The organism is Paraburkholderia sp. IMGN_8, from assembly GCF_038050405.1.
Taxonomy (GTDB): Bacteria; Pseudomonadota; Gammaproteobacteria; order Burkholderiales; family Burkholderiaceae; genus Paraburkholderia.
Window position 1 is genome coordinate 1,556,763 of record NZ_CP150900.1, and the last position, 12,615, is coordinate 1,569,377.

A 12,615-nucleotide genomic window follows, 5' to 3' on the forward strand; every position below is an offset into this window, starting at 1 on the left:
TTTTTCGCGCCGACGGTTTTCTCCCCCCACAACCACGTCCCCTGCCATGTTCACGAGACTTCGCGAAGACATCGCCACGATCCGCGAGCGCGATCCCGCCGCCCGCAGCGCCTGGGAAGTCCTCACGTGTTACCCGGGTCTGCACGCACTCGTGCTGCACCGGCTCGCGCATGCATGCTGGCGCGCGAGGCGCCGCTGGCTGGCGCGTTTCGTCTCGCAGATGGCGCGTTTCATGACCGGCATCGAGATTCATCCGGGCGCGACGGTGGGCCGCCGCGTGTTCATCGATCACGGCATGGGCGTTGTGATCGGCGAAACCGCGCAAATCGGCGACGACTGCACGATCTATCAAGGCGTGACGCTCGGCGGCACCTCGCTTACGCGTGGCGCGAAGCGGCATCCGACGCTCGAGCGCGGTGTGATCGTCGGGGCGGGGGCGAAGGTGCTCGGCGGCTTTACGATCGGTGCGGACGCGAAGATCGGCTCGAACGCGGTGGTCACCAAGCCAGTACCGGCACGCGGTACGGCGGTGGGCAATCCGGCGCGGATCATCGTTCCGGCGGGCGCTGCCACGGCTTCGGCCGCGGCGGCGAGCGCATCCGCGAACGGCGCCGCGCGTGACTCGAGAACCGCGCCGGAACGTTCGGCATTTTGTGCGTACGGCATCACGCCGAACGCGGACGATCCGGTGTCGCTGGCGATTCACGGGCTGATCGATCACGCGGCTACGCAAGCACAACGTATCGATGAAATCGTCGTTGCGCTCGAGCGATTGGGGACGAGTCTGGAAGGGCTGCAAGGCGCCGATGCGGCGTTGCTCGATCTGCGGCGTCTGTCGGCCGCGATTGCGGGAAAAGTGGAAGGGGCTGCGGCGGACCGCTAAGACAATTGCATCGGGCTCACTTCAATCCAGCCGCAGCGCCCGAATTCCTTCCGCGTCGATCCGCAGATAACCGCCACGGCGCTCGCCGTGGTCGAGATCCCAATCGGGCAGGACCCAGCGTGTGCCGCCCGGCTCGTGATGCCGCGCCGGACGATGCGTGTGCCCGTGGATGATCGTTGCCGTTTTCGTCGATTTGAATAGGGCGGCCACGCCTTTAGGCGTCACGTCGTACTTCGGCGATACCGGGCGCGCGCGGCCTTCGTCGCTGCTCGAGCGCATACGCTCCGCGAGCGCCTGGCGCCAGCGAAACGGCCATGCGAGAAACAGCAGCTGCGCGACACCGCTGCGCGCAAAGCGCCGGAACCACTGATAGCCGCGATCGGCCGTGCAAAGCCTGTCGCCATGCGCGAGCGCAATGCGGGTGCCGAATGCGGTGATCACAAACGGATCGGGCAGCCAGATTGCGCCGGCCGCTTTCATGAAGCGTTTGCCCAGCAGAAAATCGCGATTGCCGTGCATGATGTAAAGCGCAATGCCGCGCTCCGACAGCGTGTGCAGCAATGCCGCCATCCGCGCGACGAAAGGCTCGACGAGCATGTCGTCGCCGATCCAGTACTCGAACAGATCGCCGAGAATAAAAACCGAATCCGCCTGCTCGGCGGTCACGCGGACAAAGTGTTCGAACGCGACGACCGTGCGCGGAATCGCCTCGCTCAGATGAATATCGGAGAGGAAAAAAAACGGGCGTGCGGCGTGCGGGCGTTTGCCCTCGCCAGGCACGCCCGCGGCGACGCTTCGCAGCGGCGTTTCTTGCAGCATTGAAGGTGCCTGATATCAGTTCAAACGAGCCAACCTTAGTCGACGATCACCGCTTTTTCGATCACGACGTCGTCGACCGGCACGTCCTGATGGAAGCCCTTCGAACCCGTCTTCACCTTCTTGATCTTCTCGACGATGTCGAGACCTTCGACCACCTTGCCGAACACGGCGTAGCCCCAGCCCTGCGGCGTCGGCGACGAGTGGTTCAGGAAGTCGTTGTCGTTCACGTTGATGAAGAATTGCGCGGTGGCCGAATGCGGATCGTTCGTGCGCGCCATCGCGACCGAGCCGTTGACGTTCTTCAGGCCGTTGTTCGCTTCGTTGGTGATCGGCTCGGCCGTCGGCTTCTGCTTCATGCCGGGTTCGAAACCGCCGCCCTGGATCATGAAGCCGTCGATCACGCGGTGGAATACCGTGTTGTCGTAGTGACCGGCCTTCACGTAGTTGAGGAAGTTCTCAACCGACTTCGGCGCCTTTTCAGCGTCCAGTTCGAGTTTGATGACGCCGTGGTTCGTATGCAGTTCAACCATGATGGAATCCTTTGATGAACGGGGTGGGTAAAAGGCGCGGCGAGTCGTCACATGAGATGACGACGGGCCGCGCCGGGGCGTAGATGTAGCGCTTGCCTGTTTTGTGCAGTTACTTGCCGACAACCGTAGCCGACTCGATCACGATCGGCTTTTGCGGCACGTCGCTCATCGGGCCGCGGGTAGTGGTGGACGTGCCTTCGATCTTCTTGACGACGTCCATGCCGCCCGTGACCTTGCCGAACACCGCGTAGCCGTTGCCGTCCGGATTCGGATAGTCGAGGCCGGCATTGTCCACCGTGTTGATGAAGAATTGCGCGGTGGCCGAATTCGGATCGCTGGTGCGCGCCATCGCGAGCGTGCCGGCGGTGTTCTTCAGACCGTTACGGCTTTCGAGCGGAATCGGCGCGCGCGTCGGCTTCTCGGCAAAGCTCTGCGTATAACCGCCGCCCTGGATCATGAAGCCGCGAATCACGCGATGGAAAATCGTGCCGCTGTACTGGCCGGACTTCACGTAGTCGAGGAAGTTGGCGACGGTCTTCGGCGCTTTCTCAGGATACAACTCGACGCGGATGTCGCCTTCCGATGTTTTGAACAGGACGGACGGATGCGCGGCCTGCGAACCGGACTGGGCAAATGCGGGTGCGTTTGCGATCAGGGCGGCGCTGCCGAGCGCCAACATCAACCATTTCATGAAGATCCTCAGGGTTGGAAAAAACGTATTGGCGAAAACTGTGACGGGCTTAGTTCGACGGCGCCATATACGGTGGCATGGCAAGCGAGCCGTTCGCGCCGCCGAACTGGAAGCTCGGTGTCTCCGTCATGTTCGACGTGGCGCGTTTGGTGTATTCGTCGTCAGGCGTGACGGCGGCTTTTTTCACGGGCGGCGTTTTGGTCTTGGGCGGCGAGACGATCTTCTGGATGTCCGCGAGGCGCTGGTTGGTCGTGGCGCTCGCTTTGCCGAGGCCTTGCGCGCGGCGGTACGCTGCGTCTGCCATGCGCAGATACAGGTCGCCGAGATTCTCATACGCGAGACCGTAGCCCGGATTCACCTTGGTCGCCGTTTCGAGCGCGGCGCGTGCTTCGGCATAACGGCCGTGTTTCGCATAAAGCGCCGCAAGGTTGTTATACGGCTCGGGCAGCTCCGGATACAGCTGCGTCAGCTCGGTGAACGCGGCGATCGCATCGTCGTCGCGGTTCAGATGGGCAAGCACCGTGCCGCGCTTGAATTTGGCCTGCGCGTCGCGCGGATTCGACGCGATTCGCGCGTCGAGCTGCTTCAGCGAGGCTTCCCAGTTCTTCTGCTCAATCGACGCGTCGATCTCCGGCGTGTTATCGCGCACAGCGGGGCCTGTCGGCAACGCGGCGGCTTTCTGCGCGTACGCCGCAGTGGCCGGCAAGACCGTGAGGGCAACGGCGCACAAGGCCGTCGCGGCGAGGGTCGCAGCGCTGCGCGCGCGGCCGCTGGAAGGTTTCATAGGCTCAGGTCTGGATGTTATACTCCGAGCCATTCTAACAAAAGGTCTGCGCGTTCCGTCGAACCGCCGACTGTCTTTTCGCCACTCGTGGTCGTCTCCGCCTTGATCGCAGCCTGATCGCCGCACCAGGTGCGCCGGTTTGCTGCTGTAAGTGAAGCACCCGCCAGTCTGCTAGCGGGGTGCGGCACGCACTAACACATTGCGGATTTCTTTCGGCCCACGCACCGTTCTCTATGGAATCACTGCGCATCTACAACACGCTCGCGCGTGACAAACAAACTTTCGTGCCGCTGCAAGAAGGCGTTGTGCGGATGTACGTCTGCGGGATGACCGTGTACGACTATTGTCACGTCGGTCACGCGCGGGTGATGGTCGTGTTCGATATCGTGCAGCGGTGGTTGCGCACGCTCGGCTACGACGTGACCTATGTACGCAACATCACCGACATCGACGACAAGATCATCCGGCGTGCGGTGGAGAACGGCGAGACGATCAAATCGCTGACCGATCGCTTCATCGCCGCGTTGCATGAGGACGCGGATGCGCTTGGCATCGAGCGACCCGATATCGAGCCGCGCGCCACCGATTTCATTGCGCAGATGCTCGGCATGATCGAGAAGCTCGAAACGAACGGCTACGCGTATCGGGCGAGCGACGGCGACGTGAACTACGCCGTGCGCAAGTTCGTGGGCTACGGCAAGCTGTCGGGCAAGTCGCTCGAAGATCTGCGCGCGGGCGAACGCGTCGCGGCGAACGACGCGAAGCAGGACCCGCTCGACTTCGTTCTGTGGAAGCAGGCGAAGCCGGAGGAGCCGGCGGACACCGGCTGGGAGTCGAAGTACGGGCGCGGCCGGCCTGGCTGGCATATCGAATGCTCGGCAATGGGCTGCACGTTGCTCGGCGATCATTTCGACATTCATGGCGGCGGTCAGGACCTGCAGTTTCCGCACCACGAAAACGAGATCGCGCAGAGTGAAGCTGCGACCGGACAAACATTCGTCAATTACTGGATGCACAACGGCTACGTGCAGATCGACAATGAGAAGATGTCGAAGTCGTTGAACAATTTCTTTACGATCCGCGAAGTATTGGCGCAGTACGATGCCGAGGTCGTGCGCTTTTTTATCGCGCGAGCTCATTACCGTTCGCCGTTAAATTACAGCGACGTGCATATCGACGACGCCCGCAATGCCCTTGCGCGTTTGTACACCGCGCTCAAGGACGTCACGCCGGACAGCGCGGAACTCGACTGGAACGAAGCGCATGCGCAGCGTTTTCAGGCAGCGATGAACGACGACTTCAACACGCCGGTCGCGGTGTCGGTGTTGTTCGAGTTGGCAACTGAAGTAAACCGCACGCGCGACCCCGCGCTGGCCCGTCAATTGCGCTCGCTCGCGCAGGTGATCGGGTTGCTCGGCCGTGAGCCGCGTGCGTATCTGCAGCAGGCTGCGGGCAGCGCTGTCGAAGGCGCGCTCGAGCCCGCCGCGATCGAAGCGAAGATCGCCGCGCGCGTGGCCGCCAAGCAGGCGAAAGATTATGCGGCAGCGGACCGGATTCGAGCCGAATTGCTCGAGGCCGGCGTTGCACTTGAAGACAAACCCGGCGGGTTGACCGAGTGGCGGCGCGTGTGAGCGCACCTCGTACTTCCCTTTGATCGACTCGCCAGGCAGGAGGCAGGATGGCAACGGCCACGAAGACGCCGGCTAAACGAGCCGCGTCTCAAACAAACGCAGCAGCCGCAGCAAAATCGACCAGAACGTCGACTCGCGCGGGCAGCGTCGCGGTAAAGAAAGCATCGTCGAAAGCCACCTTGGTGGCGGCAAAGACCGGCGCGAGTGCAGCGACGGGTGCAACGAAGAAGCCCGTGGTCAAACGCGCGCTCAATGGTGCGTCGGCACACGCGCCCGCTTCGAAGCGGGCCAAAACACAGCGGCCGTCGCGCGCAAAAGGCAACGGCGCATTGCCGGCTGAACTGGCCGGTGACGTGCAGGGACTCGCGCGCGACGCGCACGAGGGCGAAGTCGTGCGCAAGACACGCTCGTCGGGCAACGCAGGCGGCGAAGCGGCGAGCGATATCGAAGTCGCGGTGCCGGTGCAGATCGGCGGGCTCACGCCCGAGGTCACGCGTCCGGCGTATTGGGACAAGGCGTGTGCCGACCTCGTCAAGCGCGACCGGATTCTGAAGAAGCTGATCCCGAAGTTCGGTCCGGTGCATTTGCTGAGCCGCGGCGATCCGTTCGTCACGCTCGCGCGTTCGGTGGTCGGGCAGCAGATTTCGGTGGCGTCCGCGCAAGCGGTCTGGGCGAAAGTCGAGACGGCGTGTCCGAAGCTCGTGCCGCAGCAGTTCATCAAGCTCGGTCAGGAGAAGCTGACCGCGTGCGGACTGTCCAGGCGCAAGGCCGAATACGTGCTCGATCTGGCGCAGCATTTCGTCTCGGGTGCCTTGCACGTCGGCAAGTGGACCTCGATGGAAGACGAGGCGGTGATCGCCGAGCTGACGCAGATTCGCGGCATCGGCCGCTGGACCGCGGAAATGTTCCTGATCTTCAATCTGTCGCGCCCGGACGTTCTGCCGCTCGACGACCTGGGTCTGATCCGGGCCATCAGCGTCAATTACTTTAGCGGCGAACCGGTCACGCGCAGCGAAGCGCGTGAAGTCGCGGCGAACTGGGAGCCGTGGCGCACTGTCGCCACCTGGTATATGTGGCGTAGTCTCGATCCGTTGCCGGTCGACTGCTGAAAAACAAGAAGCGATGCTATTTTAAAAGCTATCAACTGTTAACAATTGATAGTTGCGAGATGGTTTTGACATCCGCGCGCGCGGTTAGAATACGCGCTGCCGGTAAGTCCAAGGATTACAACCAATGAAGACCACCTTTCTGGATTTCGAACAGCCGATCGCTGAACTCGAAGCGAAGATCGAAGAATTGCGCTTCGTGCAGGACGATTCGGCCGTCGATATTTCGGAAGAGATCGAGCGGCTGTCCAAGAAGAGTCAACAGCTCACCAAAGATCTATACGCGAACCTCACGCCGTGGCAGGTTTCGCAAATCGCCCGTCACCCGCAACGCCCGTACACGTTCGATTACGTGAACGAGCTGTTCACCGATTTCCACGAACTGCATGGCGACCGCAATTATGCGGACGACCTGTCGATCGTCGGCGGCCTCGCGCGTTTTAACGGCCAGGCCTGCATGGTGATCGGTCATCAGAAAGGCCGCGATACGAAGGAGCGCGCGCTGCGCAACTTCGGCATGCCGCGCCCGGAAGGCTATCGCAAGGCTGAACGTCTGATGCGCCTCGCCGAGAAATTCGGTTTGCCGATTTTCACGTTCATCGATACGCCGGGCGCTTATCCGGGCATCGGCGCGGAAGAGCGCGGCCAGTCGGAAGCGATCGGCCGCAACCTGTACGTGATGGCCGAATTGAAGACACCGCTGATCGCCACGATCATCGGTGAAGGCGGCTCGGGCGGCGCACTGGCGATTGCTGTCGGCGACAGCGTGCTGATGCTGCAATTCTCGACCTATTCGGTGATTTCGCCAGAAGGCTGCGCGTCGATTCTGTGGAAGAGCGCCGCCAAGGCGCCGGAAGCAGCGGAAGCGCTGGGCCTGACCGCGCATCGTCTGAAGGCGCTCGGCCTGATCGACAAGATCGTCAACGAGCCGCTCGGCGGCGCGCATCGCGATCCGAAGGGCATGGCCGCGATGCTGCGCCGTGCGCTTGCCGATTCGCTGCGCCAGTTCCAGGGCATGAGCATCAACGACCTGCGTCAACGCCGCTTCGAACGGCTGATGTCGTACGGCAAGTTCAAGGAAACCACGCCGGGTGCGTAAGCCCGCGCGCGTTTTCTTTCGTCATCCAGCGCTCAAGGCGCTAACGACGTGACCACCCCCGCAGACTCGCCCGCCGACCGCCTCGTTCTCGAGGCGGTCGGCTTGGCGTTGTCCGCGCTGCCGGCGACGGCGCGCTTTGCGATCGCGTTTAGCGGCGGCGTCGATTCGAGCGTATTGCTCGACGCAGCGGTGCGCGTTGCCGGAGCGTCACGCTGCGTGGCGCTGCATGTGCATCACGGGCTGAGCGCCTTCGCCGATCAGTGGCTCGCGCACTGCGAAGCGTTCGCGCGAGAACGTGGTGTGGAATTCGCGGCGCAGCGTGTCGAAGTGTCGCGCGACGCGGGCGTGAGCGTCGAGGCTGCAGCACGCGACGCGCGTTATCGTGCGCTGGACGCATTGTGCGCGGCGCGTGACGTGCACACGCTGTGGCTCGCGCAACACGCGGACGATCAGGCGGAGACGGTGCTGTTACAACTGCTGCGCGGCGCCGGGCTCGCCGGACTGGCAGCGATGGCGCCCGAGTACTTGCCGCCGGGCGCATCTGCCGTGCGTGTGCGGCCGTTACTCCACCTGCTGCGTGCGCAACTCGAGCAATATGCGATCGCCCGAGATCTGTACTGGATCGAAGACGAATCGAACGCGGATACACGTTACGCGCGCAATGCGCTGCGCCACGACGTCACGCCGGCGCTGGCGGTCCACTTTCCTGGTTTTCGCGACGCGCTCGCGCGCGCGGCGGCGCATGCAGCGTCGGCGCAGCATCTTCTTGATGAGCTGGCGCGCATCGACATGAGCATCGCAGCGCGCGAGGAAGGGCGAGCGCTATCGCATGACGCGCTGCTCGCCCTCGACGACGCCCGCGCGCTCAATCTGATGCGCTACTGGGTGCGCTCGCTGGGTCTTGTCGCCGCATCGACCGCGCGTCTGACCGATGCGTTGCGCCAATTGCGCGAAGTCGGTGAAGCAGGCGAGGGACATAGTCTGCGTGTCGATCATGCGGGGCAGGCGCTGCGCAGCTATCGCGGCCTGATCTACTGGGAAGCGGGCGATAGCAGCGAACCCGCCGATGAAACCGCGCTTGCCACGCGTGCTGTTAGCGAACTTGCATGGCAGGGCGAATCGATCTGGCGTCTGCCGCAATGGCGCGGCACCTTTGTGTTTGCTAATGTCGATGCCGCTTCTGACGATCCTGATGCCATTCCCGTCAGCGCTCTACGCCGCGCATTGCTGAGCGCGCGTTCGCGCAGCGGCGGCGAACGCATGCGCATCGGCGCTGTGCAAAAGAGCCCAAGCCGTACGCTGAAGAACCTCTTCCAGGAGCGCGGCATCCCCGCATGGAAGCGCGATGTGCCGCTGCTTTACGTCGGCGACGAACTGCTGTTCGTGCCCTTGCTCGGCGTGAACCGCGCTGCGCTGTCCGGGCATGTGGACCCGGCCGGATCGAGCGTCAAGATCATCTGGCGTGAGGATCTGCTGATCGCCTGACCGGCCGGTCGGACACTCGGGTTATCTATCCAGTGAATTCCCGAAATAGGGCGTAAAACCGCACCGGATAAGCCTTTTCAGCCCTTATTCTGGCCATTTCGGCTTGTCTTTTTGCGCTCGATCGGGTACGTTACCTTGTTTGCCCGACCCGCTTTTACTGTCGCTTTTGACGTGCTGCCGATCGTGTTCTGTAGTTTCCGGTAAGCCGTTAGCGATCATTCACGGGCAAATCCGCGCGTGCTGCACGCGCGCTGCATCTACGCCGCCACACACTTTGCCGTCGTTCCAGAAACGTTGCGCTCTTGTGCTTTTGTGCGGTCGTCTCCAGCGCGCCAGCGCGGTTTCTCCTCCAGTTCAGAACGACAATGGCACTCATCGTACATAAATACGGCGGCACCTCGATGGGCTCGGTCGAGCGCATCAAGAACGTCGCCAAGCGCGTCGCGAAATGGCACAAGGCCGGCCACAAGATGGTCGTCGTGCCGTCGGCGATGTCCGGCGAAACCAACCGCTTGCTCGGTCTCGCGAAAGAAATCACGACTCAGCCGAGCCCGCGCGAACTCGATATGATCGCCGCCACCGGCGAGCAGGTCAGCTCGGGACTGCTGGCGATTGCGCTGCAGGAAGCGGGCGTCGAGGCCGTCAGCTATGCCGGCTGGCAAGTACCGGTCAGGACCGATAGCGCGTTCACCAAAGCGCGCATTAACGAAATCGACGGCGAGCGCGTGCTGCGCGATCTCGACGCGGGCAAAGTGGTGGTGATCACCGGCTTCCAGGGCATCGATCCTGACGGCCACATCACCACGCTCGGCCGCGGCGGTTCGGATACATCGGCGGTCGCGGTCGCCGCGGCACTGAAAGCGGACGAGTGCCTGATCTACACGGACGTCGACGGCGTCTACACGACCGACCCGCGCGTGGTGGAAGAAGCGCGCCGGCTCGATCGCGTGACGTTCGAAGAAATGCTGGAAATGGCAAGCCTGGGTTCGAAGGTGCTGCAGATCCGCTCGGTGGAATTCGCCGGCAAATATCAGGTGAAGACGCGCGTGCTGTCGAGTCTGACCGATCCGCTGATACCGCTCGACGCTGAAATGAAGTCGGGCACCCTGATTACTTTTGAAGAAGACGAGACCATGGAAAAAGCAGTCATCTCGGGCATCGCGTTTCAGCGCGACGAAGCTCGCATCGCCGTGATGGGTGTGCCCGACAAGCCGGGCATCGCGTATCAGATTCTCGGCCCGGTGGCGGACGCGAATATCGACGTCGACATGATCATCCAGAATCAGAGCGTCGAAGGCAAAACCGCCTTCACGTTCACGGTCGGCCGCGGCGATTATCAACGCGCCATGGATATCCTCACCAACCAGGTGAAGGGTCACGTGCAGGCCGAACAGGTGCTGGGCGATCCGAAGGTGTCGAAGGTGTCGGTGGTCGGCGTCGGTATGCGTTCGCACGTCGGTATCGCGAGCACGATGTTCCGCACGCTGTCGGAAGAGGGCATCAATATCCAGATGATCTCGACCTCCGAAATCAAGATTTCGGTTCTGATCGACGAGAAATATATGGAGCTCGCCGTGCGCGCGCTGCATAAGGCGTTCGAACTGGATCAAGCGTAATTTGCGGTAAACGACAGGGCGTACAAGAGCGTCTTGTCCGTTATGCGCGGTCAGCGTGAACAAATTGCGTCGTTGATGACAAACCTGGCACAAAAAGTGTGCGGTAGACATTGACCTCTGCAGTTCGGCCCGCTATTATCTTGGCTTCGTCGCGCTGACTCCCTGCGCGACCGAAAGTTTGGGAGACGTGGCCGAGAGGTCGAAGGCACTCCCCTGCTAAGGGAGCATCTGGGCCAAAACCTGGATCGAGGGTTCGAATCCCTCCGTCTCCGCCAGCAATGGCGCCAAACCCCGCAGAGTCTAAGCTCTGCGGGGTTTTGTTTTCTGCGACTTACAAATCGACCATCAAATAATAGGCGGCTTCCCGTCCATGGGAAGGTCTTTGACCATTTGTTCACGTCGACCGGAGCCAACGAGAACGGTCGAATCGCAGTACGAGCAATGGCAGCCCGCTGCCTACGAGGCGAAACCGACAGCGAAAGAACCTCTCCGCCTGTCCGAAATAACTTGACCACTACAACTTAACGCACGCTGTGGAAGCACGAAACAGGAAATCGTTGTGCCTGTTTCAGAACGCACGCGCGGCATCCGTATCGGTATCCCTACTCTAAGATATCTCATCCGACGAGATCACCGAATTCATCTTGGAAGCCGCGCGACAGCGCAGCTAACGAGGCTCCGATTGCACAGCAATGCCGAATTGAATGAATCGGGACGCTGCCGCGCTGCGCAGGCGAGCGATCCGTAGGTGGCCGCGGACCGTTCGGGCGTCGTGCGATCTTCACGAGTTGTTTTCCCTGATACACCGCCGCCAATAGGTGCAATGGCGTTCCAGACAGGCTTGTATTTCAACCATGTTCAGCACGAGAGTTTCATGAACGACTCGATTGAAGACGCAGTTTTCTCAGGCCGTCGCCGGATGTTGCTCGCCAGCGCTGGCGCGGGTGCCGCCGCTGCAGTTGTCGGCACGCCCGTATTTGCAGCGACGGGAGAGGGTGCCAAGGCACGCAACGCACATGCACTTCACCAAAAAGGCATGCATACAATGAACACAGTCACGACGAAAGACGGTACGCAAATCTATTTCAAGGATTGGGGTAGCGGGCGTCCAGTTGTTTTTTCTCACGGCTGGCCGCTGGATGCAGACGCATGGGATCCCCAGATGCTCTTTCTCGTGCAGAAGGGCTATCGTGTGATCGCTCATGACCGCCGAGGTAACGGCCGTTCGGATCAGCCTGGTCACGGTAACGACATGGACACCTACGCGGACGACCTCGCGACCGTCATTGACACGCTTGACCTGAAGGACATCACGCTGGTGGGGCACTCGACCGGCGGTGGCGAAATTGCACGCTATGTCGGGCGGCACGGCTCGAAGCGCGTGGCAAAGATGGTCCTGATCGGCGCCGTGCCTCCGCTGATGTTGAAGACCGACGCGAATCCAGACGGGCTGCCAATAGCTGTGTTCGACGGCATTCGCGCGGGCGTCGCAGGCAATCGCTCACAGTTCTACAGGGATCTCGCCGGGCCGTTCTACGGCTATAACCGCCCGAACGCGAAGATCTCGCAAGGCGTTATCGACGAGTTCTGGCGCGAAGGCATGTTGGGTTCGATCCTCGGGCAATACGAGTGCATCAAGCAATTCTCCGAAGTCGACTACACCCCCGATCTGGCGAAGATTAATGTGCCGACGCTGATCCTCCAGGGCGACGCCGACCAGATCGTGCCGCTCGACATTTCGGGGCGCGAGTCCGCGAAGATCATCAAGAACGCAACACTCAAAATCTACCCGGGCGCGCCGCACGGCATGTGTACGACGCACGCGGATCAGGTGAACGCGGACTTGCTCGCGTTCCTGTCGACCTGAGGTTCGTCAGCAGCGGCGAGGCTTAGTCAAACATCCATGGTCCGGTCGGTACGTGTGCACCGATCGGACGATTGCCTGAAACCGATGCTCGGCGCCATTTGACC

11 protein-coding genes, 1 tRNA gene and 1 pseudogene are annotated in these 12,615 nt (G+C 61.9%); 8 read left to right on the forward strand and 5 right to left on the reverse strand.

Annotated features, from left to right (window positions below; translation table 11 throughout):
* The first annotated feature begins 46 nt into the window (after positions 1 to 46).
* The gene (gene cysE / locus WN982_RS07370; RefSeq protein WP_341315084.1) at positions 47 to 883 is read left to right on the forward strand and encodes a serine O-acetyltransferase; all 837 of its coding nucleotides are present in this window, start codon (positions 47 to 49) and stop codon (positions 881 to 883) included.
* Positions 884 to 904: 21 nt separating this feature from the next.
* Here cysE and WN982_RS07375 read toward each other — a convergent pair whose 3' ends face one another.
* The 4 genes from WN982_RS07375 to WN982_RS07390 all read right to left on the reverse strand — a co-directional run bounded on the left by WN982_RS07375 (position 905) and on the right by WN982_RS07390 (position 3,707).
* A complete protein-coding gene (locus WN982_RS07375) occupies positions 905 to 1,702 on the reverse strand; it encodes a UDP-2,3-diacylglucosamine diphosphatase (protein ID WP_341315085.1) in 798 nt (265 codons plus the stop codon).
* A 35-nt stretch (positions 1,703 to 1,737) separates the two neighbouring features.
* Entirely contained in the window at positions 1,738 to 2,232 is a 495-nt protein-coding gene (locus tag WN982_RS07380) for a peptidylprolyl isomerase (protein WP_341315086.1), read from the reverse strand.
* A 109-nt stretch (positions 2,233 to 2,341) separates the two neighbouring features.
* Entirely contained in the window at positions 2,342 to 2,923 is a 582-nt protein-coding gene (locus WN982_RS07385) for a peptidylprolyl isomerase (protein WP_341315087.1), read from the reverse strand.
* 49 nt (positions 2,924 to 2,972) lie between these two features.
* The gene (locus WN982_RS07390; RefSeq protein WP_341315088.1) at positions 2,973 to 3,707 is read right to left on the reverse strand and encodes a tetratricopeptide repeat protein; all 735 of its coding nucleotides are present in this window, start codon (positions 3,705 to 3,707) and stop codon (positions 2,973 to 2,975) included.
* A 233-nt stretch (positions 3,708 to 3,940) separates the two neighbouring features.
* On the opposite strand from WN982_RS07390, the gene cysS reads away from it, so the two are divergent.
* From cysS to WN982_RS07420, 6 genes are all read left to right on the forward strand, one after another.
* Positions 3,941 to 5,338: a cysteine--tRNA ligase gene (gene cysS / locus WN982_RS07395; protein WP_341315089.1), complete on the forward strand. Its 1,398-nt coding sequence runs from the start codon at positions 3,941 to 3,943 to the stop codon at positions 5,336 to 5,338.
* 47 nt (positions 5,339 to 5,385) lie between these two features.
* Entirely contained in the window at positions 5,386 to 6,447 is a 1,062-nt protein-coding gene (locus WN982_RS07400) for a DNA-3-methyladenine glycosylase (protein WP_341315090.1), read from the forward strand.
* A gap of 124 nt (positions 6,448 to 6,571) precedes the next feature.
* Entirely contained in the window at positions 6,572 to 7,543 is a 972-nt protein-coding gene (locus WN982_RS07405; RefSeq protein WP_007181378.1) for an acetyl-CoA carboxylase carboxyltransferase subunit alpha, read from the forward strand.
* A 48-nt stretch (positions 7,544 to 7,591) separates the two neighbouring features.
* Positions 7,592 to 9,028: a tRNA lysidine(34) synthetase TilS gene (gene tilS / locus WN982_RS07410; protein WP_341315091.1), complete on the forward strand. Its 1,437-nt coding sequence runs from the start codon at positions 7,592 to 7,594 to the stop codon at positions 9,026 to 9,028.
* A gap of 365 nt (positions 9,029 to 9,393) precedes the next feature.
* Positions 9,394 to 10,644 (forward strand): aspartate kinase, encoded by a 1,251-nt coding sequence (locus WN982_RS07415; protein WP_341315092.1) that lies wholly within the window; start codon positions 9,394 to 9,396, stop codon positions 10,642 to 10,644.
* 181 nt (positions 10,645 to 10,825) lie between these two features.
* Positions 10,826 to 10,919 (forward strand) — tRNA-Ser (locus WN982_RS07420).
* Positions 10,920 to 10,989: 70 nt separating this feature from the next.
* Here WN982_RS07420 and WN982_RS41095 read toward each other — a convergent pair.
* Positions 10,990 to 11,044: pseudogene (locus WN982_RS41095) on the reverse strand (hypothetical protein); the annotation flags it as partial.
* Between the two features lie 474 nt (positions 11,045 to 11,518).
* On the opposite strand from WN982_RS41095, the gene WN982_RS07425 reads away from it, so the two are divergent.
* Positions 11,519 to 12,511: an alpha/beta hydrolase gene (locus tag WN982_RS07425; protein ID WP_341315093.1), complete on the forward strand. Its 993-nt coding sequence runs from the start codon at positions 11,519 to 11,521 to the stop codon at positions 12,509 to 12,511.
* The last annotated feature ends 104 nt before the right edge of the window (positions 12,512 to 12,615 follow it).

Coding starts and splice junctions, on each gene's coding strand:
- WN982_RS07400 (WP_341315090.1), top strand. CDS start 5,386: ATGGCAACGGCCACGAAGACGCCGGCTAAACGAGCCGCGTCTCAAACA.
- WN982_RS07380 (WP_341315086.1), bottom strand. CDS start 2,232: ATGGTTGAACTGCATACGAACCACGGCGTCATCAAACTCGAACTGGAC.
- WN982_RS07425 (WP_341315093.1), top strand. CDS start 11,519: ATGAACGACTCGATTGAAGACGCAGTTTTCTCAGGCCGTCGCCGGATG.
- WN982_RS07415 (WP_341315092.1), top strand. CDS start 9,394: ATGGCACTCATCGTACATAAATACGGCGGCACCTCGATGGGCTCGGTC.
- WN982_RS07390 (WP_341315088.1), bottom strand. CDS start 3,707: ATGAAACCTTCCAGCGGCCGCGCGCGCAGCGCTGCGACCCTCGCCGCG.
- cysE (WP_341315084.1), top strand. CDS start 47: ATGTTCACGAGACTTCGCGAAGACATCGCCACGATCCGCGAGCGCGAT.
- WN982_RS07405 (WP_007181378.1), top strand. CDS start 6,572: ATGAAGACCACCTTTCTGGATTTCGAACAGCCGATCGCTGAACTCGAA.
- cysS (WP_341315089.1), top strand. CDS start 3,941: ATGGAATCACTGCGCATCTACAACACGCTCGCGCGTGACAAACAAACT.
- WN982_RS07385 (WP_341315087.1), bottom strand. CDS start 2,923: ATGAAATGGTTGATGTTGGCGCTCGGCAGCGCCGCCCTGATCGCAAAC.
- WN982_RS07375 (WP_341315085.1), bottom strand. CDS start 1,702: ATGCTGCAAGAAACGCCGCTGCGAAGCGTCGCCGCGGGCGTGCCTGGC.